Annotated in this window: 24 protein-coding genes; 10 read left to right on the top strand and 14 right to left on the bottom strand. The window is 32.7% G+C overall.

All coding sequences use genetic code 11. From position 1 onward, the window contains the following. Positions 1-119: 119 nt before the first annotated feature. From ACXGSQ_RS07995 to typA, 4 genes are all read right to left on the bottom strand, one after another. Positions 120-713, bottom strand: a complete 594-nt coding sequence (locus ACXGSQ_RS07995) for an HAD-IB family hydrolase (RefSeq protein WP_458629087.1) — start codon at positions 711-713, stop codon at positions 120-122. After that, on the bottom strand, positions 714-2,489 hold the full coding sequence (locus tag ACXGSQ_RS07990) for a glycosyltransferase family 39 protein (protein WP_458629086.1): 1,776 nt from the start codon (positions 2,487-2,489) through the stop codon (positions 714-716). It abuts the gene before it with no gap. A gap of 9 nt (positions 2,490-2,498) precedes the next feature. Continuing rightward, positions 2,499-3,302: a UbiA prenyltransferase family protein gene (locus ACXGSQ_RS07985; protein WP_458629085.1), complete on the bottom strand. Its 804-nt coding sequence runs from the start codon at positions 3,300-3,302 to the stop codon at positions 2,499-2,501. A 369-nt stretch (positions 3,303-3,671) separates the two neighbouring features. Further along, positions 3,672-5,468, bottom strand: coding sequence for a translational GTPase TypA (gene typA, locus ACXGSQ_RS07980; RefSeq protein WP_458629084.1), 1,797 nt, complete (start codon positions 5,466-5,468; stop codon positions 3,672-3,674). A 211-nt stretch (positions 5,469-5,679) separates the two neighbouring features. Between typA and ACXGSQ_RS07975 the strand changes: the two genes are divergently transcribed. The 4 genes from ACXGSQ_RS07975 (at position 5,680) to ACXGSQ_RS07960 (ending at position 8,359) form a co-directional block, all read left to right on the top strand. Beyond that, entirely contained in the window at positions 5,680-6,039 is a 360-nt protein-coding gene (locus ACXGSQ_RS07975) for a hypothetical protein (protein ID WP_458629083.1), read from the top strand. A 112-nt stretch (positions 6,040-6,151) separates the two neighbouring features. Beyond that, complete coding sequence (kdsA, locus tag ACXGSQ_RS07970) at positions 6,152-6,964, top strand: 3-deoxy-8-phosphooctulonate synthase (RefSeq protein WP_458629082.1); 813 nt, start codon at positions 6,152-6,154, stop codon at positions 6,962-6,964. Positions 6,965-7,037: 73 nt separating this feature from the next. After that, positions 7,038-7,898 carry a hypothetical protein gene (locus tag ACXGSQ_RS07965; protein WP_458629081.1) on the top strand — a complete coding sequence of 287 codons (861 nt, stop codon included), beginning with the start codon at positions 7,038-7,040 and terminating at the stop codon, positions 7,896-7,898. Further along, entirely contained in the window at positions 7,895-8,359 is a 465-nt protein-coding gene (locus tag ACXGSQ_RS07960) for a GNAT family N-acetyltransferase (protein ID WP_458629080.1), read from the top strand. The genes ACXGSQ_RS07965 and ACXGSQ_RS07960 overlap by 4 nt, the downstream gene beginning before the upstream one ends. Positions 8,360-8,465: 106 nt before the next feature. Here ACXGSQ_RS07960 and ACXGSQ_RS07955 read toward each other — a convergent pair whose 3' ends face one another. Further along, complete coding sequence (locus tag ACXGSQ_RS07955; protein ID WP_458629079.1) at positions 8,466-9,065, bottom strand: DUF1684 domain-containing protein; 600 nt, start codon at positions 9,063-9,065, stop codon at positions 8,466-8,468. Positions 9,066-9,180: 115 nt separating this feature from the next. Between ACXGSQ_RS07955 and ACXGSQ_RS07950 the strand changes: the two genes are divergently transcribed. Further along, a complete protein-coding gene (locus ACXGSQ_RS07950) occupies positions 9,181-10,155 on the top strand; it encodes a YpdA family putative bacillithiol disulfide reductase (protein WP_458629078.1) in 975 nt (324 codons plus the stop codon). Positions 10,156-10,178: 23 nt separating this feature from the next. Here ACXGSQ_RS07950 and ACXGSQ_RS07945 read toward each other — a convergent pair whose 3' ends face one another. Continuing rightward, entirely contained in the window at positions 10,179-10,622 is a 444-nt protein-coding gene (locus ACXGSQ_RS07945; RefSeq protein ID WP_458629077.1) for an Lrp/AsnC family transcriptional regulator, read from the bottom strand. A 118-nt stretch (positions 10,623-10,740) separates the two neighbouring features. Between ACXGSQ_RS07945 and ACXGSQ_RS07940 the strand changes: the two genes are divergently transcribed. Further along, the gene (locus ACXGSQ_RS07940; protein ID WP_458629076.1) at positions 10,741-11,136 is read left to right on the top strand and encodes a hypothetical protein; all 396 of its coding nucleotides are present in this window, start codon (positions 10,741-10,743) and stop codon (positions 11,134-11,136) included. Between the two features lie 4 nt (positions 11,137-11,140). Here the strand turns inward: ACXGSQ_RS07940 and ACXGSQ_RS07935 are convergent, their stop codons facing one another. The 4 genes from ACXGSQ_RS07935 to ACXGSQ_RS07920 form a co-directional block, all read right to left on the bottom strand. Next, positions 11,141-11,755 carry a DEAD/DEAH box helicase gene (locus tag ACXGSQ_RS07935; protein WP_458629075.1) on the bottom strand — a complete coding sequence of 205 codons (615 nt, stop codon included), beginning with the start codon at positions 11,753-11,755 and terminating at the stop codon, positions 11,141-11,143. Between the two features lie 53 nt (positions 11,756-11,808). Further along, entirely contained in the window at positions 11,809-12,348 is a 540-nt protein-coding gene (locus ACXGSQ_RS07930) for a sigma-70 family RNA polymerase sigma factor (protein WP_458629074.1), read from the bottom strand. A 266-nt stretch (positions 12,349-12,614) separates the two neighbouring features. Next, positions 12,615-13,088 (bottom strand): OsmC family protein, encoded by a 474-nt coding sequence (locus ACXGSQ_RS07925; protein WP_458629073.1) that lies wholly within the window; start codon positions 13,086-13,088, stop codon positions 12,615-12,617. 120 nt (positions 13,089-13,208) lie between these two features. Continuing rightward, positions 13,209-16,622: a methylmalonyl-CoA mutase family protein gene (locus tag ACXGSQ_RS07920; protein ID WP_458629072.1), complete on the bottom strand. Its 3,414-nt coding sequence runs from the start codon at positions 16,620-16,622 to the stop codon at positions 13,209-13,211. Positions 16,623-16,767: 145 nt separating this feature from the next. Here ACXGSQ_RS07920 and purU point away from each other — a divergent pair, with 145 nt between their 5' ends. The 3 genes from purU (at position 16,768) to ACXGSQ_RS07905 (ending at position 18,824) form a co-directional block, all read left to right on the top strand. Beyond that, the gene (purU, locus tag ACXGSQ_RS07915) at positions 16,768-17,622 is read left to right on the top strand and encodes a formyltetrahydrofolate deformylase (protein ID WP_458629071.1); all 855 of its coding nucleotides are present in this window, start codon (positions 16,768-16,770) and stop codon (positions 17,620-17,622) included. A gap of 196 nt (positions 17,623-17,818) precedes the next feature. Next, positions 17,819-18,529 (top strand): DUF4197 domain-containing protein, encoded by a 711-nt coding sequence (locus tag ACXGSQ_RS07910; RefSeq protein ID WP_458629070.1) that lies wholly within the window; start codon positions 17,819-17,821, stop codon positions 18,527-18,529. A 118-nt stretch (positions 18,530-18,647) separates the two neighbouring features. Then, the gene (locus ACXGSQ_RS07905) at positions 18,648-18,824 is read left to right on the top strand and encodes a Lacal_2735 family protein (RefSeq protein ID WP_458629339.1); all 177 of its coding nucleotides are present in this window, start codon (positions 18,648-18,650) and stop codon (positions 18,822-18,824) included. Positions 18,825-18,983: 159 nt separating this feature from the next. Here the strand turns inward: ACXGSQ_RS07905 and ACXGSQ_RS07900 are convergent, their stop codons facing one another. Genes ACXGSQ_RS07900 through prfA form a run of 3 tightly spaced genes read right to left on the bottom strand, consistent with a single transcriptional unit; the run spans position 18,984 to position 21,757 of the window. Then, on the bottom strand, positions 18,984-19,769 hold the full coding sequence (locus ACXGSQ_RS07900) for an ABC transporter substrate-binding protein (RefSeq protein WP_458629069.1): 786 nt from the start codon (positions 19,767-19,769) through the stop codon (positions 18,984-18,986). A 59-nt stretch (positions 19,770-19,828) separates the two neighbouring features. Beyond that, entirely contained in the window at positions 19,829-20,644 is an 816-nt protein-coding gene (gene pyrF / locus ACXGSQ_RS07895; RefSeq protein WP_458629068.1) for an orotidine-5'-phosphate decarboxylase, read from the bottom strand. A gap of 33 nt (positions 20,645-20,677) precedes the next feature. Next, positions 20,678-21,757 (bottom strand): peptide chain release factor 1, encoded by a 1,080-nt coding sequence (gene prfA, locus ACXGSQ_RS07890; RefSeq protein WP_458629067.1) that lies wholly within the window; start codon positions 21,755-21,757, stop codon positions 20,678-20,680. A gap of 420 nt (positions 21,758-22,177) precedes the next feature. On the opposite strand from prfA, the gene ACXGSQ_RS07885 reads away from it, so the two are divergent. Beyond that, positions 22,178-22,840 (top strand): ATP-binding cassette domain-containing protein, encoded by a 663-nt coding sequence (locus ACXGSQ_RS07885; protein ID WP_458629066.1) that lies wholly within the window; start codon positions 22,178-22,180, stop codon positions 22,838-22,840. Positions 22,841-22,848: 8 nt separating this feature from the next. Here the strand turns inward: ACXGSQ_RS07885 and ACXGSQ_RS07880 are convergent, their stop codons facing one another. Beyond that, positions 22,849-23,853 carry a DUF3078 domain-containing protein gene (locus tag ACXGSQ_RS07880; RefSeq protein ID WP_458629065.1) on the bottom strand — a complete coding sequence of 335 codons (1,005 nt, stop codon included), beginning with the start codon at positions 23,851-23,853 and terminating at the stop codon, positions 22,849-22,851. Between the last annotated feature and the right edge of the window lie 6 nt (positions 23,854-23,859).

Below are 23,859 nucleotides of genomic sequence, written 5' to 3'. Positions count from 1 at the left end.
ATGAGTAAGATTATTTGTAATAAGTTATTGTTTACAATAAAAGACAGCTAATGATAAAAAATAGTGCTTTGAATGCTTTTGCAAGTTAAATGACATTAAATTTTATTAAAAAAATTGAATTACGTCAACCTCCTCCAAAACACTTTATCCGCTAAACGCATTAAAGCTTTATCTCCATTACTATCTCCATAAACCGTTAAATAATACGATTCCCTATCTGGAAACACACTGAGTAAACGGTTTACTTTTTCTTTACCAATACAATTTTCGGAAGCGAATTTACCCGTTAATTTTCCTGAGCTATCAATCTCAACTTTTGTGGCGACAATAGTATTTATACCATTAGCCATAGCCCAAGGCCTTATCCAATTTTCTATAGATGCACTAACTATTAACACATCGTTATGTTGAATTAAGTGACTTTGAATTACAGTTTTAGCGTCATCTCTAAGATTTTTATCTATTTCACTTATAAAATCAACACAATATTTATCAAACTCAATTAAACTTATTCCTTTAAAAAAGCTTGAAAAAATAAATTCTTTAGCATAATGTGTTTTTATTAATTTTAATTTAGATAAATACCACACCACACCTATAAATGGAAGATTTAAATAAAATCTAAACCTTCCTTTAGAAAACTTTATAAATTCAACAAATGAATCTTTTTTTGTTAATGTTCCATCAAAATCGAAAGCCGCAATTTTTCTCATTTACTTATTTTGATTTGGTTGATAAATATTAAAATAAGCATTACTCCAACTTATTGAATAATTGTTTCTATCTAAAAAATCATTCATTGCCTTAACGCGATTCCGATTATATCTATAATTCTCTACTTTATGTTCTGACATGTAGTAAGGATCTGGAGTAGAAAACTGACCAATGGTTTCAAACTTCTGTTGAACCACTATTGGCAAAACGCCTATTTCTGCTTCTGCTCTTTCTAATTGCTTTTTAAACATCTCACCATCATAGACCCATACCCAAGAGATATACATATACGGTTGTGTTTGTGTTAAAAAATTTACCATAGGAATATTGTCATAGGCCAATAAGTAATCATCTTTTTTAACGAATTTTTCAAGTTCAGGTAGTAATTCATTGACTATTTTCGCTCGCTCTTTAGTTGTATAAATCCCCTTTGCTAGTTTATTATCAATGGCATATACCTTATTGAAACGACTACCTAAATCAAAATAAGATTCATTTGATATTTTATACACTTTAACCGTAAAAAAGCCAACGACCATCAAGGGCAAAACATATTGGAGTATGCTTTTATTAAAAAAAACATTTGACATTATTTGCTTATTTAGCCATACAAAACTTAAAACATCAGTTTGATTAATCACATAAAAAAATAAAGGTAATGCTAGCCAAATACACACATAACCCACATTATGAATTCCGCCATCACTACCCAAAGGCAAAAACAACATCATTATCAGTGCCAACAAGCTCAACAATTTGTAATTTGATTTTACTGTTTTACCCCTTAGCAAACTCAAGCATCCAAATAAACTAAGGGCATATAAAGCGTATATAGCATTATTTCTAAAAACAAATACAAACATTAAAACACCTATTGCATACCAGAGGTATTTACCAACATTATGTCTAAAGAGAAGCTTTTGTGTTGAAATTAAAATCACAGACGCTATTAGTATTTTCAAAAACACCTTTAGTAATAAGTAATATTCTTTAAAATACACACTTAATAATTTTGAAAAATTATGATTACTCCCTGTATTTTGTCCCTTATCTAAAATCGCCAAAATAGAATTCTGCATAATATCTAAATGTCCAAGACATAATAGTATTACATACATTATGCTAAACCCAAGCAGAGCACCAATTCCATAGGCACTAGCCTGTTTAAACATAAATTTAATTCCCAATGATTTATTCCATAAAAGTTGCAATGGAAATACCAAGCTAAATGCAAAGAGTGTAAGGTTAGGAAGTCTTGAGAAGACATTTATTGCTGTTAAACTACCTGCAATCATTATAAAAACAATATTATTTTTAACTAAACCTTTCAATAAAAAGAAGATCGTTAATACAGCGAATAAACTTGACAATTGGTTATAGTAAAAGGCTACATAACCAAAATCATTAACAAATAACACCATTAACAGACCGATAATTGCCCAAGTTTTAGACATATATTGAATTAATATTCTATAAGCAAAGACGAAGGTTAAAACAATACAGAGTAATGCTAAAACCCTAAAAGACCAAATGCCTCCATGAGGAAATAACTCATACCAAATACCACCAATAATTCCTGTAAGGTAAAACACAAAATTATATTCTACAGTTTCTGGATGATTAAAAAATTGTTGATAAAAGGTCATGTACCAGCCTTCATCAACAACATCAAAACCTTGAAATGATAGCAACAACATAACAACTGTAATAAAAACTACAGTTATACTTAATGTATGGTTTTTGTAAATAGTTAAAAGCTTTTTAAATAATTCCACTCTAATGTTTTACGTATATATTATAATATAGAAACTAATAATCCAACCAATCACCACAAATTGCATGACTTTATCTTTCAATAAGATTTTTGTGGGATTAACAAAATTACGTCTCAATTTTATTAACCAATTATATCTAAACAATCCTAAAATCACAAATATTGAAGTTAGCCACACATAATCATTATTAAATTGCGCTTCAATTTCAGAAGAAAAAGAATAAGCTAAGTAGAGTATAATAATTATGAAAGACAACACCATTAAAATAGCATCTAGGAATCTTAATGAGTATTTATCAATATTACTTCTTACTAGAATTTCATCTTCTAGATAGATTACAACTTCATCTCTTCGTTTTGCAAATGCAAGAAAAAGAGCCAATAAAATTACCATTATTAAGATCCAATATGACAACTCGGTATGTGTTGCCACTCCACCTGCCAAAAGCCTTAAAACAAAACTGGCAGCAATACACATAACGTCTAAGACAATGATTTTCTTAAAAACTAAAGTATATAAGATATTAAGAACAAAATAACTAGCTAAAACCAAAAACAAACTAAATCCACTAAAAAAATAAGACACCCCTAGTCCTAAAATCACACAAAACAGCATACCTATTTTAGCTTCCTTCTTCAAAATTAAACCGCTCGCTAAAACTCTATTTTTTTTTGACTTATGTTGTTTATCAAATTCTAAATCTACAATATCATTAAAACAGTAAATAGAACTAGCAACCAATGAAAATGAAATAAAAGCAAGGCTCGCACTTAAAAGACTATCTGAAGCGATAAGTTGTTTATTAAAAAACATAGGTAGAAAAACGAAAAGATTCTTAACCCATTGTTGCACTCTAATTAATGAAAGAAAATAAGACAGTTTAGTAAGTCTATAATGCATTACGAAATATTGGTAGATAAGTGGTAAAAATATAGAAATTAAGGTAAATTATCTCGGTATAGACTAAATAACCATTAAAGATTTAGATTTTAATTTACAGCGATTTATATAATCAACTAACAATACTTCAGTAAAACCTTTTTTATTATTTTGTACTAAGCTGTTGCTTATTGTTTATGAAGATGTGTTTCTATTATTAACTAGAAGAAATACGACAAATAAAAAAAGAGAAACCCTTTTTAGGATTTCTCTTTTTCAAATATATTATGAATCTAAACTCGATTATATTTTATTACGCTTACGATCTACTTCAGTTAAATGAATTTTACGTAATCGTAAAAAGTTTGGTGTTACCTCAACATATTCATCTTTTTGAATATATTCTAAGGCTTCTTCTAAAGAAAACTTAATTGCTGGTACAATCTTAGCTTTATCATCTGCACCAGAACTACGTACATTACTTTGCTTTTTAGCTTTAGTAATATTTACAGACATATCATCTTGACGCGAATTTTCTCCAATAACTTGTCCTTCATAGATACTTTCTCCTGGCTCAACAAAAAACTTACCTCTATCTTGTAATTTATCAATTGAATAAGGAATCGCTGTTCCGTTTTCCATTGAAATTAAAGACCCTGAAATACGTCCAGGAATATCACCCTTATAAGGTTGGTATTCTTTAAAACGGTGTGCCATAATAGCCTCTCCAGCAGTTGCTGTTAGCAATTGGTTACGTAAACCAATAATACCACGAGAAGGAATCATAAACTCACAAATCATACGCTCACCTTTAGTTACCATACTTAGCAACTCACCTTTACGTTTAGTAACAAACTCAACAGCTCTACCAGATACGGTTTCCGGAAGGTCAATTGTTAATTCTTCAATAGGTTCACATTTAACACCATCAATTTCTTTAATGATTACTTGAGGTTGTCCAATTTGTAATTCATAACCTTCACGACGCATCGTTTCGATTAATACCGATAAGTGTAATACACCACGACCAAAGACCATGAATTTATCGGCACTACCAGTTTCACCTAACTTAAGTGCTAAGTTTTTCTCTAATTCTTTTTCTAAACGATCTTTAATATGACGAGATGTTACAAACTTTCCATCTTTTCCAAAGAAAGGTGAATCGTTAATAGTAAATAACATACTCATTGTTGGCTCATCTATCGCAATAGATTTTAAACCTTCAGGATTTTCGATATCTGAAACGGTATCTCCAATTTCAAAACCTTCAACACCAACAAGCGCACAAATATCTCCAGTTTCAACTTTTTGTACTTTCTTACGTCCTAGACCTTCAAATACAAAAACTTCCTTAACTCTACTTTTTATAACCGTCCCATCTCTTTTAACTAAAGCGATTTGTTGTCCTTCTACGATGTTTCCTCTTTGTACACGACCAATAGCAATACGACCTGTAAAAGAAGAAAAATCTAGAGAGGTAATTAACATCTGCGTAGTGCCTTTCTCAAACTCTGGAGTTGGTACATGCTCAATAACCATATCCAATAATGGCTCAACATTCTTTGTTTCATTTTTCCAGTCGTCACTCATCCAATTGTTCTTAGCAGAACCATAAACGGTAGGGAAATCTAACTGCCACTCTTCAGCACCAAGTTCAAACATTAGATCGAAAACTTTTTCATGTACCTCATCAGGAGTACAGTTTTCTTTATCCACTTTATTGATAACCACACAAGGTTTTAACCCTAAGTCAATTGCTTTTTGTAATACAAAACGTGTTTGTGGCATAGGACCTTCAAAGGCATCTACCAATAACACAACACCATCAGCCATGTTTAATACACGTTCTACTTCACCACCAAAATCGGCGTGACCAGGTGTATCAATGATATTAATTTTAGTATCTTTATATACAACAGAAACGTTTTTAGATGTAATAGTGATACCACGCTCACGTTCTAAATCGTTGTTATCTAGAATTAGATCTCCTGTGTTTTCGTTTTCACGAAACAATTGACAGTGATACATAATTTTATCTACCAATGTTGTCTTTCCGTGATCGACGTGTGCAATAATTGCAATATTTTTAATCTTAGTCATAACTGCTGCTGATTTTTAAGCGTGCAAATGTACGTTTAATTCTTGTTTTTTCGTTAATTAAATGTTATAATTTCATTATCAAATAATCTGAAGTTGTAACTTACGTTAAATTATTGATTAGCAGCACAAAGCCTCCCCTCCCAAACTCACTGCGATTTTGGTAATTACAACAGCTTCTGTTTGACTAATCTGAACCCTAAAAATTTAACAGATGAATACCCTTAGCAAATACACCAAATTTATCCCTTATCTCTATTTTTTGTCAGTAATTGTATATTGGTTTACAACCATAAATAAAATTGAAGGTATTTCTGCTTACCCTATTTTATTGTTTGGCACCCCCTTTTTATGGCAACTTATAAAACCAAGTAGAAAATTAAATTTTTCTTTAGGTATTGTATTTGTATGCTTATCGTCTTATTTAATATTAGCTTATTTATCGGATTTACTCAACCTTATTCATTGGACAGAGCATTCAAAAAAACTACTATTCTATGGAGGCCTTTTAGTTATTGGTAATTTTGTGATGTCCCTTTGGATGGTACGCAACGGAATGAAGAAAGTGTTTTAACCATTTAAACAAGACAAATTATCTAAAGACAGCATTATAGAATTCAAAAAACAATGTTTCATTTAAGCATTCAGAATTGTATCTTTGCCCCCCTAACATTAAGTCTAAAACTTTGATATCAATTCCAAAATTAAAACATACCCAATCCGATAACTTCTTTCTTCTTTGTGGCCCTTGTGCTATTGAAGGTGAAGACATGGCATTACGTATTGCTGAAAAAGTTATAACAATCACAGATAAACTTAAAATTCCTTACGTTTTTAAAGGAAGTTTTAAAAAAGCGAACCGAAGTAGGATTGATAGTTTTACCGGTATTGGAAATGAAAAAGCTTTAAGAATTCTTAGAAAAGTATCTGAAACTTTTGATGTCCCTACAGTAACGGATATACACGAAGTATCTGATGCTGCAATGGCTGCTGAATATGTTGATGTTTTACAGATTCCTGCGTTTTTAGTGCGACAAACCGATTTGGTTGTTGCCGCTGCCGAAACAGGAAAGGTCGTTAATCTGAAGAAAGGACAGTTTATGAGTCCGGAAGCAATGAAACATGCGGTTCAAAAAGTAAAAGATGCTGGTAACGAAAAAGCTTGGATTACTGATAGAGGAACGATGTTTGGTTATCAAGATATGATCGTCGATTTTAGAGGCATTCCAACGATGCGTCAGTATGCCCCAACGGTTTTAGATGTTACACATTCACTACAACAACCTAATCAAAGTATAGGAGTTACAGGCGGACGACCAGATATGATTGAAACAATCGCTAGAGCTGGAGTCGTCAACAACGTCGATGGTTTGTTTATTGAAACCCATTTTGATCCTGCAAATGCCAAAAGCGACGGAGCCAACATGTTACATTTAGACAACTTAGAAGGTTTGTTAACAAACTTAGTTGCTATAAGAAAAACAATAAACACACTCTAACATTTATTTTTTCACCCCCTTGTAAGTAAGCTAAAAGATTAACGTCTACTACTACTTTTATGGCCATTTTCTTATGAACTATTTCAATAGAATTCTAAGCTTAGGATTCACTTTTTTATGCACTATAGCATACAGTCAGACTCAAGAAATACTAAACTACACAACGTCTAATAAAGGAAAAATATTTATTAGTTGGGGCGGCAATAGAGGAGCATATTCAAAATCGGATATCCGTTTTAAAGGTGACGATTACGACTTTACTATAAGCGATGCTACATCAAAAGACAAACCTAAAGGTTGGCACATCGATTATATAAATCCAACTCGTGTTACAATCCCTCAAACCAATGCTAAATTGGGGTATTTTATATCAGATCATTACACCATCTCTATTGGTTTAGACCATATGAAATATGTAATGGAAAGAGATAAAAATAGAACCGTAAACGGCTATATTAACTTACCAGACAATGAACCTGGAAGTAACTATAATGGTACTTTTAACGATGAAAATGTTTTTGTTTCTAGTGATTTATTAAAATTTGAACACACGGACGGTCTTAACTATATCTATACTGAAATTGCGAGATATGATGATATTTCGTCACTATTCCATATTAATAACACGGATAAATTTCAAGTAAATATCACCGAAGGCATTGGTGGAGGCATTTTATTCCCTAGAACCAACACAACATTATTACAAAAGGAAAGATACGATGAATTTCATGTATCAGGTTATGGCATATCTGCTAATATTGGATTAAATCTCACATTTTTTAAGCACTTTTTTATACAATTAAATGCAAAAGGTGGCTATATAGATATGAATAACATCAGAACAACCAATGATTCTAGTGATCATGCAGAACAAAGTTTTTACTTTTTTCAGCGTGTTGTTTCTTTTGGTAGTATATTTAGATTAAAAAAATGATACAAATAAGACCCGCAACAATAAAAGATCTACCAGAAATCACTTCGGTTTTTAGAAATACCGTTATCCATACGAGTACAAAACAATATTCCGAAAAACAGATTACTATTTGGGCTTCTGCTGCTGATGACACAGAAGAATGGGAAAAACGCATTACTAAACTCTATTTTATTGTTGCTGAAATAGAGAACACTATTGTTGGTTTTGCCTACTTAAAAAACGGAAATTATTTGGAAGGTCTTTTAGTACACAACGATTACCAACGACAAGGTATTGGCTCTAAACTATTACGAATTGTAGAATCTCAAGTGATGATGAATGATTTTGAAATCCTAAAGTCAGACGTCAGTAAAACAGCTTTACCATTTTTCGACAATAAATATTTTGAAGTTCTGAAAAGACAGAATAAGAATTATAAAGGAATTGCTTTTGAGAATTATTTGGTTCAAAAAGAATTCTAATAAAAATCACAATTTCTTAATGTCCTTAAACCTTCAGGGAAACTAGATGTATCGTTTAAATAACGAACAACTCAACGTTAACTGAAGCAGAAAGACTTACTACATTTTATTTCACAAAAGCCTTAACACCGGCCTCGATCTCCAAATCCACATAATTAACACTTGGCACTATCGGACAAGAATATTTTTCGTTATAAGCGCAATATGGATTATAAGCAGAATTAAAATCAAGTTCTATGATATTGCCTTCCGGAATTTTTAAATCGATATAGCGTCCTCCACCGTATGTAGACTCACCATTTGTATTGTCAAGAAAAGGCAAAAACAAATAATCTTTAAATCCCTCTCTTTGCATAAGGTCTTTCCCTTGATAAACATTTAATTCAAAAGACTTCCCCTTTAATTCAAAGGTTAAAACCCCAAAAACACGTTCTTTAGAAATACGATCGGTTGTCGTTTTCATACTAAACCATGCTGCATTTGGAGTTCGCTTTAAAGTCGCTTTTACAACATATACAGAATCATAAGGAAAGAAATCTAAACCTTCAAACGTTTTTAAATCTTTTGCCTTTAAAGGAGACTTTGAAGCATCCTTAAATTCATCATTCATTTTTTTCTGAAACGGAGATTCAGTTGTGATTTTCTTTTTTTCTTGAGCACAGCTAAAAGAAAAGACCAATAAAAGAAGTAATAATAAATTTTTCATTCGTATTAATTTTAATCCTCAAAAATACAACTTATACAATTTCATTTTAGTTTTAAGAGATATTTAATAACATACATTTTATAATTATCGACTTTAACTGTAATTTTAAACCCTTATGGAAAGATTAGATTTAGACGTTGTAATTATTGGTGCAGGACCTATAGGAATTGCTTGTGCTTTAGAATGTAAAAAAAGAAATTTAAATTATGTTGTGCTTGAAAAAGGAGCCTTAACCAACTCTATATTCAACTACCCATTAAACATGACCTTTTTTTCAACTTCTGAAAAACTAGAAATTGACGGTATTCCTTTTATTAGCAACAATCCAAAACCAACACGTAATGAAGCCTTAGAATATTACAGACGTGTAACAACATCAAATGCCTTAAACGTTAATTTATATGAAAAGGTCATCGGATTTAATCACACAGAATATGGTTTTAAAATCCAATCTGACAAAGCCTTATACACGACTAAGAAAGTTATTATAGCTACTGGATTTTATGACATTCCTAATCTCCTAAATGTCGAAGGAGAAGAATTGCCAAAAGTGTTTCATTATTACAAAGAAGCCCACCCTTTTACACTGCAAGACGTAGCTGTTGTAGGCGCAAGTAACTCATCTGTTGATGCAGCATTAGAAATCTACAGAAAAGGAGGCAATGTCACCATGATCATTAGAGGAAGCGCCATTGGAGAACGCGTAAAATATTGGGTAAAACCTGATATTATAAACCGAATTGAAGAAGGCAGTATTAAGGCCTATTTTAATTCTGAAATTGAAGAAATTAAACCAAACGAACTTATTATTAGGACACCTGAAGGTAAAACGACCATTCCAAACGATTATGTTATTGCATTAACAGGTTACAAACCTAATTTTAAGTTTTTAGAAAAAGCTGGGATAACATTTTCTACCGATGGAAAATCGATCCCTAACTATAATCCTAAAACGATGGAATCTAATATCGATGGTCTTTATTTAGCCGGAGTGATTTGTGGAGGAAAAGAAACACACAAATGGTTTATTGAAAATTCTAGAGTGCATGCAAAATTGATTACTAATCACATTCAAAACAACTTACTATAACTCAAACCAACCACAAATAGGCATTACTTTACAGGTTTCACCTCACTGTATTTTATAACGTGAGAGAGTACAATTTGCGTTTTGGTTTCACCATAACTGATTAATTGATCTATAAAAACCTCTAAGTGCTTTTGATTTTTAAGTACCACTTCCATTACTATATTTTCGTTCCCCGTTATGCGATAGCAGTTTACCACTTCATCATAGGTTTTTACCTTTTCTAAAAAAGGTTTCAACATCCCCATAAATGCCCGAAGTGTAATTAAAGCTTTAAGCTGATACCCCGCTTCAAAAGGGGAAACAAAAGTGGTATACCCCTGGATAATTTCAGCATCTTCCATTTTTTTGATGCGTTCAGAAACGGCTGGTGATGTTACCCCTACACGCCTTCCAATTTCAGCATTAGACATACGCGCATTTTCTTGTAAGCACTTTAAAATTTTCCAATTTAAATTATCGATACTCATATTAAGGAAATTTAACTATAAAAATATAATATTTAAAGCAAAAATACAATAATGCTTTAATTTATAAAGTTAACTTTCAATTTTAGTTCTTAATTTCGTATCAATTGCTATTGAAATTATGAGTTACCACTTACCATCTCACTTATCTGATTTGCCTATATATCAAAAGGCCATGGATATAATTGTACTATCTCGAAGTATTTCTTCGTATCTCAATCAAGATTTAGCCTACCTAAACGCTGATGGCACTGAGGATCATCATATTTATTTTTCAGGAGATATTGTTCAACAATCCACAAATCTTGCACCACAAATTATTAGTGTAGAACGTGAAAGTTGCTCTGATAAAAAAAGTATGCATTTAGAGAGTTTAGATCGCTTAATAACACGATTGTACCGTAACTGTAGAAGACTTGAAAAATCTAACAGTAACGGTAGAGATTATTTACCAATTCTTCGTGGTGAATTAAAAAAATTCAGAAAACTGCAACGTACTTGGATGTTGACCTTATAAACGGCTAATTTTGAGTAATGAGGTGTGCATTACTCATAAAAGCATTTTGATAATTCTTAATTCTAGAATTCATCTCATCGGCAATGATTACAAACTGACACTTGTTTACACTTTCAGAAAGTCTTAAAACATGGTTATAGGCGTTATTTCTACCTAAATAATCAGCGTCTTCAATAGCAAATAATTGAATTTGCCCCATATGAATCCCATTCAAAAAATAGAGCTTACTTAATCTGGCTGGCGATGCAATTACAATATCTTGACCAAAGTAAACTTCTGTTTTTTGCTTTTCTATATCGTATTCATCGTAAAGCGCATACACCCTTAAATCTGTGTTTTTTGTAAAACGTTCAAATTCTTCTTTAAGCGCTAACACATCTGCTTTATCTTTAGCTATAACAACAGCTCGCGGAGAATCTTCAAATGCCTCAGCTTTTAGTTTATGAATGGTTGCTATAATAAGTGCCGTAGTTTTGCCACTACCTTTTGGAGCAATAATATAAGCATCAGCACCTCCTTTTAATATTGGTAATATTTTTTTTTGAAGTGGGTTTGAAGTTTCAAAACCAGCATTTTCTAAAGATTCTTTTAATAAAGGATGTAATTTCTTGAAAGACATGTTTGCGTTTTTTATAGTAAATTAAAAATTCACTAATGGCTGCAAAGATACCATTAATGACAGACTTTGCAATCTGCTTTGTCTTTGATTTCACCAACTAAATAACCATGGTCATTTACTACAAAATCACAACAGTCCATAAACCCTTGAGCAATCATTTTTCGTCCACGTTGAATTTGAGATTTCACAGTAGATAAAGGCAAGTTTAATTGCGCTGAAACCTCTGTTTGCTTTAATCCTTTTATATCACTTAAAAATAAAGGATCTCTATACTTTTTAGGTAAACTTTTAATAATTCCATGCAGACAATCAGCCTCCGTATGTTCTAACTTTTGTTCTTCAAAAACAAAGTCTTCATCAGTTATCTCATACACCAAATTACGCTGCCTAAAATAATCGAGAACCGTATATCTAGCAATAGAAAAAACCCAAGACTTTACTTTTTCTTCATCTTTCAAGGTCTCTAACTTTGTGTGTACTTTAATAAAGGTATCTTGCAACAAATCATCCGCAGCAGTCGTGTCTTTAACTTTACTTAAAATAAAGTATTTAACATCCTTTGCGTGCGTCTTCCATATCTCTTTAGTCGTCATAGCCATCTATAAAAAAACAATGCTAATTGTAGTATAAAGTTACTAAAATCAGCATCGTTATTAGTGTGTTTAAACTAGATTTAACAATTACAGCTACTACATGTACAAGGTTCGCAAGTACAGTTTTCACAATTTCCTTTTGAGCAACCTTCACAGTTGCAGGTACATTCATTATTTTTCATGATATATGATTTTTTACGTTCATATAATAGACGAGAATGTTTAAAAAAAGATGCAAAATCACAGCACTTATTTTTAAGAATAATTTACTCACCATATACCGCTGCCGCATGGGAAATTAGAAAATTACAAGAATTAGCAATAAAACACAGGCTACTAGCTTCATTATGTAAGCTCAGCGCGAGTTCTTTTTTATTAACATCTTTTATAGTGACTACAGGTTTTAACCTTACCGTTTTAAAACTGCCACGTCCCAAAGCATCTACTTCCAAATCTCCTTCGGCACAATCGGTATAACTTAACACCTCTATATGATGAAATGAACAAACATATAAATAAGACATCATATGGCAGGATGCTAAGGCCGATAATAACAAATCTTCAGGGTTATATAATGCCGCATCACCTCTAAATGTTTTTGCTGCTGACACTTGTAATGGTGTTGCCTTTTTATCTATGAAAACATTATGATTTCTACTAAAAGTTCTTGGATTCAGTGTACTCTCTCCTTCATTGAGCAACCAATTTACCTTGGCTTTAAAAGTATGATTTATAGACATTTTCTTTTTTTTGATATAAAAAAGCGTTTCAAAATGAAACGCTTTATATTAATTTTACTACAATACTTCGCTATGCTCGGAAAGACGATTTATGATTCCGAATAATAACTAGTTCTCTACTTACATGTTTCTACGATACTGACCTCCTACTTCAAACAATGATGCTGTAATTTCTCCTAAACTACAGACTTTACACACATCCATTAACGCTTCAAAAATATTTTCATTATTAATGGCTTTGTTTTGCAAATCTTTCAATAATGCTTCTGAATTATTTGCTTTATGTAAATTCTCCAATGTTTTTATCTGAAACTGCTTTTCTTCTTCCGTTGCTCTTATAACCTCAGCTGGTTGCACTGTTGGCGACCCCTTACTACTTAAGAAGGTATTCACACCAATAATTGGAAATTCACCATTGTGCTTTAAGGTTTCGTAATACAAGCTTTCTTCCTGAATTTTTGAACGTTGATACATGGTTTCCATGGCACCAAGTACGCCTCCGCGTTCAGTAATTCTATCAAACTCTAATAAAACAGCTTCTTCAACCAAATCGGTTAATTCTTCAATAATGAAAGAACCTTGAATTGGGTTTTCATTTTTAGCTAATCCTAATTCTTTATTAATGATTAACTGAATTGCCATAGCTCTACGCACCGACTCTTCTGTAGGCGTTGTAATCGCTTCATCATACGCATTGGTATGTAATGAGTTACAGTTGTCATAAATTGCATATAAGGCTTGAAGCGTTGTACGAATATCATTAAAATCAATCTCTTGAGCATGTAAACTACGACCAGACGTTTGAATATGATATTTCAGCATCTGAGCTCTTGCATTGGCTCCGTATTTATGTTTCATGGCTTTCGCCCAAATTTTACGAGCTACACGACCAATAACAGCATATTCTGGATCGATTCCGTTTGAAAAGAAGAAAGATAAATTAGGTCCAAATTTGTTAATATCCATACCTCTACTTAAGTAATACTCTACATAAGTAAATCCATTAGATAGTGTTAAAGCCAATTGCGTTATTGGGTTGGCTCCTGCTTCTGCAATATGGTAACCAGAAATTGATACCGAATAGAAGTTACGGACGTTATTCTCAATAAAATACTCTTGAACATCTCCCATTAAACGCAAGGCAAATTCCGTAGAAAAGATACAAGTATTTTGCGCTTGATCTTCTTTTAAAATATCTGCTTGAACCGTTCCTCTAACCTGAGCAATGGTATTCTTTTTTATTTCGGCGTAAACATCCGATGGTAAAACCTGGTCTCCCGTAACACCTAAAAGCATTAAGCCTAAACCGTTATTACCTTCAGGTAACTCCCCATTATAGGAAGGACGCGTTTTTCCTTTATAAAGTTTAGCGATTTTTGCTTCAACCTCTTTTTCTAAACCATTTTCTTTGATATAAATTTCACATTGCTGATCAATGGCTGCATTCATAAAAAAGCCAAGTAACATAGGAGCAGGACCATTAATTGTCATACTTACAGAAGTCATAACGTTTGCCAAATCAAAACCAGAATAAAGCTTTTTAGCATCATCTAAACAGCAGATAGACACACCAGCATTTCCGATTTTTCCATAAATATCTGGACGCAAATCAGGATCATTTCCATAAAGCGTTACACTATCGAAAGCCGTAGATAAACGTTTTGCTGGTAAACCAGCACTAACATAGTGAAAGCGTCTGTTTGTACGCTCTGGTCCACCCTCGCCTGCAAACATCCTAGCAGGATCTTCACCAGTTCTTTTAAATGGATACAATCCTGCTGTATACGGAAACTCTCCTGGTACATTTTCTTGTAAACACCATCTTAAAATATCTCCCCAAGCTTGATACTTTGGTAAAGCCACTTTAGGAATATCTGTTTGAGATAAGGATTTGGTATGCGTTTCAATTTTTATCTCTTTGTCTCTTACTTTAAATGAATAAATAGGATCTTTATAACGGTTTACTTTTTCGTCCCAACCTATAATGACTTCCCAATTGTAAGGATCTAAATCAAGTTTTACACGATCAAATTCAGCGAACAAAAGTTTTATAAATTGATCATTAGTCTCAGCATTTTCAAGACCTTCGATGTCAATACCATGTTTCGTTAGATTTAAGGCCACACCAGAAACAGATTCTAATGTTTTATAAATACCATACAACTTCTGAGCCACTTCAACTTGCTCATTAGCCGTTTTATCATAAGCTCTGTTGCTTTCAGCAATTTCGGATAAATAACGTGTTCTTGATGGTGGTATAACAAATATCTTCTCGCTCATTTCCTTCGAAATCTCGAAAGTGGAGTGCAAATCTATTTGAGTTTTCTCTACAATTTTATCCATAATAGCTTTGTAGAGTGTATTCATTCCTGGGTCGTTAAATTGCGAGGCTATCGTTCCAAAAACAGGCATTGTGTTTGGATCTTCATGCCACATATTATGATTACGCATGTATTGTTTTTTCACATCGCGTAATGCATCTAAAGCTCCTCGTTTATCAAATTTATTAATGGCTACTAAATCAGCAAAATCTAGCATATCAATTTTTTCGAGTTGCGTCGCAGCACCAAATTCTGGAGTCATTACGTAAAGTGACACATCCGAATGTTCTATAATTTCGGTATCTGATTGTCCAATTCCTGAAGTTTCAAGAATAATTAAGTCATATTCAGCTGCTTTTAAAACTTCAACCGCTTCATTTACATATTTAGACAAAGCCAAATTAGATTGACGTGTCGCTAAACTGCGCATATAAACTCTAGGTGAATTAATGGCATTCATACGAATACGATCTCCTAAAAGCGCACCACCTGTCTTTCGTTTTGAAGGATCCACAGATACTAATCCTATGGTTTTTTCAGGAAAATCAATTAAAAAACGACGTACGAGCTCATCAACCAATGACGATTTACCAGCTCCACCTGTTCCTGTAATTCCAAGAACTGGTGTTTTTGAATTTTTATTTTTAGCGTGAATTGCCTCTAAAGCGTCTTTTGCGACGTCAGGAAAATTTTCAGCCGAAGAAATAATTCTAGCAATCGACTTCGGATTTTTTTCAGGAAGCACATCAACTTCATTATTTAATTTGTCTCCAATGGCAAAATCCGATTGTTGTACCAAATCATTAATCATGCCTTGTAATCCGAGGGCTCTTCCGTCGTCTGGCGAATAGATTCTGGTAATTCCATAATCCATTAATTCTTTAATTTCTTCAGGAAGAATAACTCCACCGCCACCTCCAAAGATTTTGATGTGACCAGCTCCTTTTTCCTTCAGTAAATCATACATATATTTAAAATACTCGTTATGACCACCTTGGTAAGAGGTTAATGCAATCGCATTTGCATCTTCTTGTATCGCTGTGTTCACTACTTCCTCTACACTTCTATCGTGGCCAAGGTGAATGACCTCCACTCCAGTAGATTGAATGATACGACGCATTATATTTATAGCAGCATCGTGTCCATCAAAAAGCGATGCCGCTGTTACTATACGTACTTTATATTTTGGCTTATAAGGTGCAATTTGTTCCATTCTTAAAAATCTTGCTTATTTGAGTAGCAAATTTAAGGAATATTCAAAAATCTAAAGCAATAATCACCAATTATCTAAAACTTAAAGAAAGTCAAGTTCGCGCATAATTTTAATTAATTTTAACAACTCATTAAAGATCAATTTTATGCAAAAAATCACGCTACTTATTCATTGTGAAGACCAACCCAACATTATTGCATCGGTAACTAATTTTATGGCTACTAATGATGGAAACATCGTTTATATAGATCAACATGTTGATAGAGAACAAAATATCTTCTTTATGCGCTTGGAATGTGAATTTGCATCTAACACATTTGCTCTAGAAAACTTTGAACAGCTTTTCAGCACAACCTTAGCTCAGAAATTTCAACTGGAATGGAAAATATTTGCCGCCGAAAGAAAACCTAAAATGGCTCTGTTTGTTTCTAAATACGACCATTGTTTATACGATATATTAGGGCGTTACAATTCGGATGAATTGTTTCTTGAAATTCCATTTATTTTAAGTAATCATCTCGATTTAAAACCTATAGCAGACCGTTTTAAGATTCCCTTCTATCATGTCCCTGTTACAAAGGCGACAAAACATGAAGCCGAACAAAAACAATTAGATCTATTGGAATCACACGCTATTGATTTTATCGTTTTGGCGCGTTATATGCAAATTGTATCTAAAACTTTAATCGATAACTTCCCCAATAGAATCATTAATATTCATCATTCCTTTTTACCTGCATTTGTTGGAGCAAAACCCTACCATTCCGCATATAAACGCGGAGTAAAGATTATTGGAGCAACTAGTCATTATATCACCGAAGAACTCGATGCAGGACCGATAATTGAGCAAGATGTAGCACATGTATCACACACCCATTCTATAAAAGACTTAATTGCCAAAGGGAGAGATTTAGAGAAAATCGTTTTATCTAACGCTATTAAACTTCATGCGAAAAGAAAAGTTATGGTTTATAATAATAAGACCATTATATTCTCATAATCTCGATATCATCTAAAATTCAAGAGAAAATAATAGATGTGATAAAATAAAAAGTGACGCTTGGTGTTACTATGTGTCTATTAAGTAGGTCAACACGTTTTAATCAAAAGATGTCGAATGTCTAATATTAGATCTAAAAGTTAAAGTGTTTTTGCCTATATAAATTATCTTTACCAACTAAAAAAAAACTTAAATTATGATTAAAAGAATTTTTGCCCTACTAATGGTTTTCAATTTAACAGCTTGCGCTGAACTACAACAAGTTGTTGACTCTTTACCTCAAGGCACCAGTGATGTTTTAGGTAATACTGACATTGCAGCTGGATTAAGAGAAGCGTTAGACACAGGTATTGAAAAACAAGTTAGTAAATTAACTGCAGAAGACGGCTTCTTTAAAAATGAACTAGTCAAAATCGTTTTACCAGAAGAACTACAGAAGGTAGATAGTGCGCTTCGTAAAATTGGACTAAGTAGTTTAGCTGATGAAGGCTTAAAAGTATTAAATAGAGCAGCTGAAGATGCTGTATCTGAAGCAACACCAATATTCGTAAATGCCGTAAAAGACATTACTTTTGACGATGCTAAAACTATTCTTTTAGGAGACGATAATGCGGCTACAGCTTATTTAACGACAAAAACACAAACCGAACTCTATAATAAATTTAAGCCCGTTATTAGTAATTCATTTAGTAAAGTTGGAGCAGATCAAATCTGGTCGAATCTCATTACGAAATACAATAACATTCCCCTAACCAATAATGTAAACCCAGATTTAACGGATTACGTCACCCAAGAAGCTTTAAAAGGTGTTTATACTATGATTGCTGTTGAAGAAAAAGAAATTAGAACCAAAGCATCTTCTCGTAGCACAGATTTATTAAAGAAGGTCTTTGCACTACAAGACTAAATAACAATTATTTAAACAATTTTGCTATTTTTTAAATAAAAAACATCTATTCTGACTAAAATTTAGTAATTTACTAACGTATTTATTAAAATTTAATAGTGAGCTATTCAGATAAGATATTAAAAAAAGAAGAAAGCTTAAGAAAAAGTATATTCAACTTATTGAAGATGCTTATAACTTAAGACAAACAGATCACGCTTTAAGTGATTTTTCTGAATACAAAGCCACTAAAGTCCTCTATAAAATTAATAAGTTAGGATTTGTTGTATACAACTCAGACGTACAAGCCAACTAATCCTAACTTATTAAATTACACTTAATTATACCCTAACATTCCCTTAACTTACAAAACAATTAAAGTTATCATCTTTGCAGAGCAAAAGATTGAGTTAGTTAAATCTTAGAATAGTTAGTTAGAAGTCGGTATTGTAGTTAGGTATCGACTTTTTTATGTTTATTTGTGAAGTGTTTGAAAATAGCTATAAGACTTTAGCAAGCGACTCCCATACCAAGAAAACAACTCACCATCCACAATTTTAACGGTTTTTTCAGGAAATTGAACTTTCAATTCTAAAACATGCTCCTCCTTAAACGGAAAAGGTTCGCTAGAGAGAAAAATAAGATCTGCTTCTTTTAATTTCGGATTACTTAAGTCGATTTCCGGGTAGCGCTTTTCAGATTCAAACACATTTACAAAACCCGCTTCTTTTATCATAATATCAATAAAGTTCTCAGAAGCAGCAACCATCCAGGGCTTTTTCCAAATAAAATAAGCCACTTTTAATTTCGCTTTACTTTGACTTTGAAGTTGAAAGGCCTCACGTTCAATTTTAATATGATCGATTAAGTCAGAAGCTCTTTTTTCAACCTCAAAGATATCTCCATACATTTTTATAAGCTCAAAGCTATCTTCAAGATTATAAATATCACTAATATGAATTGGAGCAATAGCTTTCAACTCTTCAATCATTTCCTTTGTATTTTCCTCTTTATTACAAAGAATAATATCGGGACGAAGTCCTTTAATTTTTTCAACATTAATTTTTTTAGTCCCACCAACAACCGCTTTAGACATCCTAAGATGCTTTGGATGCACACAAAACTTTGTCACACCTAATATAAAAGCTTCTAAACCTAAATCTACTAATAGCTCTGTTTGAGAAGGCACTAATGAAACAATGCGTTTTGGTTTGCGACCAAATAAAATTTTACGATTTAATTGGTCTATACAAGTTTTCATTAGTAAAGTTTGAGTTTTTAAGTTTTAACAACAATTAAGCGTTTGTTGTTTATATAAAATTATGCTTTCAATTCTTTGGCCATCTGCAATTGAAGTTCTTTGGCTTTTTCTACAGCAGCTTCTGCAAAATCCTCTTCTTGTGAAGCATAAATAATTCCTCTCGATGAGTTTATCAACAACCCTACAGAATCATTCATACCATATTTACAGACCTCTTGAAGATTTCCACCTTGAGCTCCAACACCTGGTACTAATAAAAAACTATCAGGAATAATTGTTCTGATATCCACTAAGTATTCGGCCTTAGTTGCACCAACCACATACATCAGGTTTTCTGAGTTCTCCCAAGATTTAGAGGTTTCTAAAACCTGCTTATACAGCTCTACTCCATCAACCGTTTTTGTTTGAAAATCAAAAGCGCCTGCATTTGAAGTCAAAGCTAATAGTATGGTATGTTTATCCTTAAAAGTCAAAAAAGGCTCAACTGAATCTTTTCCCATATAAGGAGCCACTGTGACACTATCAAAACCTAAATCCTCGAAAAACGCCTTAGCGTACATAGTACTGGTATTTCCAATATCTCCACGTTTGGCGTCTGCAATAGTGTAAATTTCAGGATAGTTTTTTTTGAGATAGTTAATTGTTTTTTCTAAAGCTTGCCAACCTTTTATGCCGTAAGCTTCGTAAAAGGCTGTGTTGGGTTTGTAAGCAACACATAGATGATGCGTTGCATCTATAATCGCTTTATTGAAAGCGAAGATAGGGTCTTCTTCTTTTAATAAATGCTTTGGAATTTTATTTAAATCGACGTCTAATCCAATACAAAGAAAGGATTGTTTTTTTTTGATTTGGTCTATAAGTTGTTGTGTGGTCATAGTATAAAAAAAGCCTCAAAAGGAGGCTTCAATTTAAATTACATCATCGTTCGCCTTTAACAACTCAGTGTTTTCGGCTAACATTAATTCATCTATTATTTTTTGAATATCACCATTAATGATATTTGATAAATCGTAAAGTGTTAAACCTGGCACTCTATGATCTGTTACTCGTCCTTGTGGATAGTTATAAGTTCTAATCTTAGCCGATCTATCACCCGAACTTACCATACTCTTACGTTTTTCAGAATCAGCAGCTTGTTGCTTGGCTAATTCTAAATCATATAAACGCGAACGTAATACCTTTAAGGCTTTTTCTAAGTTTTTATGTGATGATTTTTGATCTTGACAACTCACAATCATTCCTGTAGGTTCGTGATGTAACTTAATAGCCGAGTACGTTGTATTTACCGACTGACCTCCAGGACCTGTAGATGTGGTACGTTCAATACGAACTTCCGTCATGTCTAATTCATAATCAAACTCTTCCGCTTCTGGTAACACCATAACGGTTGCAGCACTCGTATGCACACGACCTTGAGTTTCGGTTTGTGGTACACGTTGCACACGGTGAACACCTGCCTCAAACTTTAATGTGCCGTACACATCTTCACCTGAAACCTCAAAGATAATTTCCTTGAAACCACCTGATGTACCGTCACTCTGACTCACAACATCAACTTTCCAACCTTTATCGCTACAGTACTTAGAATACATTCGGAATAAATCACCTGCAAAAATACTAGCTTCATCTCCACCAGTTCCTGCACGTACCTCAACTACGACATTTTTAGCGTCATCAGGATCTTTAGGAATCAACATAAACCGAATCTCTTCTTCAAGCTTATCAATAGTTTCTTTAGCTTCTTCGAGTTGCATTTTAGCCATGTCTACCATTTCGGCATCAGAACCATCTGCAATAATTTCTTCAGCTTCAGATATATTATTTAAGGCGTCTTTATAAATTTCGCCTTTATCAACAATTAACTTAAGATCCTTGTATTCTTTCATCAGCTTTGTGTAGCGCTGCTGATCTGTTATAATATCGGGTTGTATGATAAGATCATTTACCTCATCAAAACGTTGTTTTACAATCTGTATTTTCTCTAACATCTCTCTTCAAAAATTGGAATTCAAAAATACGATAAATTATGGATTCTGAAGCGATGGATTTAAGGACATTTCAACATATAAAAAAATAAAATACATAAAACAAACGTTACCTATCTAGTATGTATCGATTCCTAGCTATACTTACATTTTACAAACCGTTTGTGGTTTGGTCTTTTGTTGTTAATGCCATAATTGCGTTTTTTAATCCGTGTTTAGTGCCAGCAATATTTACCAAATTATTTCTTACGGTTTTCGCATGGTATTATGTGAATGAAACTCCGAATAAGCGCAAATTAACAATTTATAAAAATTTAGGCATTTCGTCCATTAAGCTCTTTTCCATTATATTTATTGTGGATTGTGCTTTAACCATTATATTCCTTAGCATATTTAAGGAATTCATATAAATAGTATTTAAAATTGATATTTGAATTAGACAATGTAGAACTTTACTTTAAAAACAAACGGGTTTTAAATGGCATATATCTAAAAGCTGAAACAGGAACTGTTACCGCTATTTTAGGCAGAAATGGTTGTGGTAAAAGCAGTTTACTCAATATTGCATTCGGAAATTTAAAACCAAAATACATGCTAGTGAGATTAGATAACAAACCGCTTCGTAAACCCTTATTCACAAAAGGTTTCGCAAAGTATCTACCACAATATAATTTTATCCCAAGAGCTATGACCCTTTCTTTTGTGTTTAAATTATACGGTATAAATTGGCCTCTCTTTATTGAAAATTTTGAAGCGTTTTCAATCTATAAAAATTCTAAAATCAAGACATTATCTGGAGGAGAAAGACGTCTTATTGAAACCTATATTATCCTAAAAACGAAAAGTCAAATTGTATTTTTAGACGAACCCTTTTCCCACATATCTCCATTACATATTGAAACGGTAAAAGCACTTATTACAGCAGAAAAGAAACACAAAATCATCATTATTTCGGACCATATGTACCAACATATCATTGAGACATCAGACATTATATACTTGCTAAAAAACGGCACGACTAAAAAGATTAATCAATTGACGGAACTTGAAGACTACAACTACTTAAGCGCAGGGTGTGTACAATAAGAATTGCATTAAGATGATCTACTAGATCTAATAATATTATCTAAATCCACAACAACACCAACTCCTAAAATTTGTTTCCACTGCAGTTTAGGCCCCACAATAACATTTTCTTCATTGGTAACTTCATTCGTCTCAACTTTAACTTTTATATCATCGTCGTATCTAAGGTGCGACCCTAAAGTTGCTTTCACAAACTTGTTCACTTTCATATCTAAATTCAGTTCCCACTCTATATCAATATTACCAAAACTATTAATATAGTCGGTATATAATCGCAATAGACTTGAGACTTTTATATTATCAAAAAGCTCTTCTTCGTATTGATTCGTTAATAAGATACCTAATTCCTGTTTTACTTTTCGCCCTTCTTTCAGCATATTCCCTTCCAAATCATAAATTGCGGGATCGACACCAAAAGCTCCTTTATTAGCCAAATCATCATCTAAGACAAAAGTTGTTTTTAAAGTAAATGGCGAGACATAAAAGGACAGTCGTTCAATAAATCGACCATACTCCATCCCTAAACCAAAAAACATATAACCTGGTGCTAAAAATTTAGAAATTGGCTCATCTCTATTAGGGTAATTATACCCATTAGCCAACTGCGAGTTAAAACTAAATTTGGAAGAATAAAACCAATTACTTTTAGGATCTTTTTCTAAACCGACATTAGAAATAACCTCTATAACATCTTCTGTTTTTCTAATATTTAAATCTTCTTGCTTATTTAAACCGTAGCGAATATTGAAATTAGAATTCCAATACCATTTTTCTTGCTTATATTTTGCTTCGGCCTTTCCTGTGACAATTCCAGAAATAGAATTTGTACCACCAGAATTCCAATTGGTAAATGACACCTGATTAAGATTTAAGCCAATTTCTTTTTTAGTTCTCCATCCCAATTGAATTGGTTCATTTTTTTTCTTCAGAAAATACAACGAATCTGGCTGAGCAAAAAGCACACTCGAACATAACACAAATACACTAAAAATAAACCACGGACAGTTTTTCATGCTTAA

Source organism: Winogradskyella sp. PC D3.3, from assembly GCF_054366245.1.
Note: the sequence above shows the minus strand (reverse complement) of the source record. Positions and strands in the feature narration are given on the sequence as shown.

Excerpts from the sequence above, each read along its gene's own strand:
- ACXGSQ_RS07955 (WP_458629079.1), bottom strand. The coding sequence starts at position 9,065 with ATGAAAAATTTATTATTACTTCTTTTATTGGTCTTTTCTTTTAGCTGT.
- ACXGSQ_RS07910 (WP_458629070.1), top strand. The coding sequence starts at position 17,819 with ATGATTAAAAGAATTTTTGCCCTACTAATGGTTTTCAATTTAACAGCT.
- ACXGSQ_RS07900 (WP_458629069.1), bottom strand. The coding sequence starts at position 19,769 with ATGAAAACTTGTATAGACCAATTAAATCGTAAAATTTTATTTGGTCGC.
- ACXGSQ_RS07920 (WP_458629072.1), bottom strand. The coding sequence starts at position 16,622 with ATGGAACAAATTGCACCTTATAAGCCAAAATATAAAGTACGTATAGTA.
- ACXGSQ_RS07880 (WP_458629065.1), bottom strand. The coding sequence starts at position 23,853 with ATGAAAAACTGTCCGTGGTTTATTTTTAGTGTATTTGTGTTATGTTCG.
- ACXGSQ_RS07930 (WP_458629074.1), bottom strand. The coding sequence starts at position 12,348 with ATGACGACTAAAGAGATATGGAAGACGCACGCAAAGGATGTTAAATAC.
- typA (WP_458629084.1), bottom strand. The coding sequence starts at position 5,468 with ATGACTAAGATTAAAAATATTGCAATTATTGCACACGTCGATCACGGA.
- pyrF (WP_458629068.1), bottom strand. The coding sequence starts at position 20,644 with ATGACCACACAACAACTTATAGACCAAATCAAAAAAAAACAATCCTTT.
- ACXGSQ_RS07995 (WP_458629087.1), bottom strand. The coding sequence starts at position 713 with ATGAGAAAAATTGCGGCTTTCGATTTTGATGGAACATTAACAAAAAAA.
- ACXGSQ_RS07935 (WP_458629075.1), bottom strand. The coding sequence starts at position 11,755 with ATGTCTTTCAAGAAATTACATCCTTTATTAAAAGAATCTTTAGAAAAT.
- ACXGSQ_RS07985 (WP_458629085.1), bottom strand. The coding sequence starts at position 3,302 with ATGTTTTTTAATAAACAACTTATCGCTTCAGATAGTCTTTTAAGTGCG.
- ACXGSQ_RS07945 (WP_458629077.1), bottom strand. The coding sequence starts at position 10,622 with ATGAGTATCGATAATTTAAATTGGAAAATTTTAAAGTGCTTACAAGAA.
- ACXGSQ_RS07975 (WP_458629083.1), top strand. The coding sequence starts at position 5,680 with ATGAATACCCTTAGCAAATACACCAAATTTATCCCTTATCTCTATTTT.
- prfA (WP_458629067.1), bottom strand. The coding sequence starts at position 21,757 with ATGTTAGAGAAAATACAGATTGTAAAACAACGTTTTGATGAGGTAAAT.
- ACXGSQ_RS07960 (WP_458629080.1), top strand. The coding sequence starts at position 7,895 with ATGATACAAATAAGACCCGCAACAATAAAAGATCTACCAGAAATCACT.
- ACXGSQ_RS07965 (WP_458629081.1), top strand. The coding sequence starts at position 7,038 with ATGAACTATTTCAATAGAATTCTAAGCTTAGGATTCACTTTTTTATGC.
- ACXGSQ_RS07940 (WP_458629076.1), top strand. The coding sequence starts at position 10,741 with ATGAGTTACCACTTACCATCTCACTTATCTGATTTGCCTATATATCAA.
- purU (WP_458629071.1), top strand. The coding sequence starts at position 16,768 with ATGCAAAAAATCACGCTACTTATTCATTGTGAAGACCAACCCAACATT.
- ACXGSQ_RS07925 (WP_458629073.1), bottom strand. The coding sequence starts at position 13,088 with ATGTCTATAAATCATACTTTTAAAGCCAAGGTAAATTGGTTGCTCAAT.
- ACXGSQ_RS07950 (WP_458629078.1), top strand. The coding sequence starts at position 9,181 with ATGGAAAGATTAGATTTAGACGTTGTAATTATTGGTGCAGGACCTATA.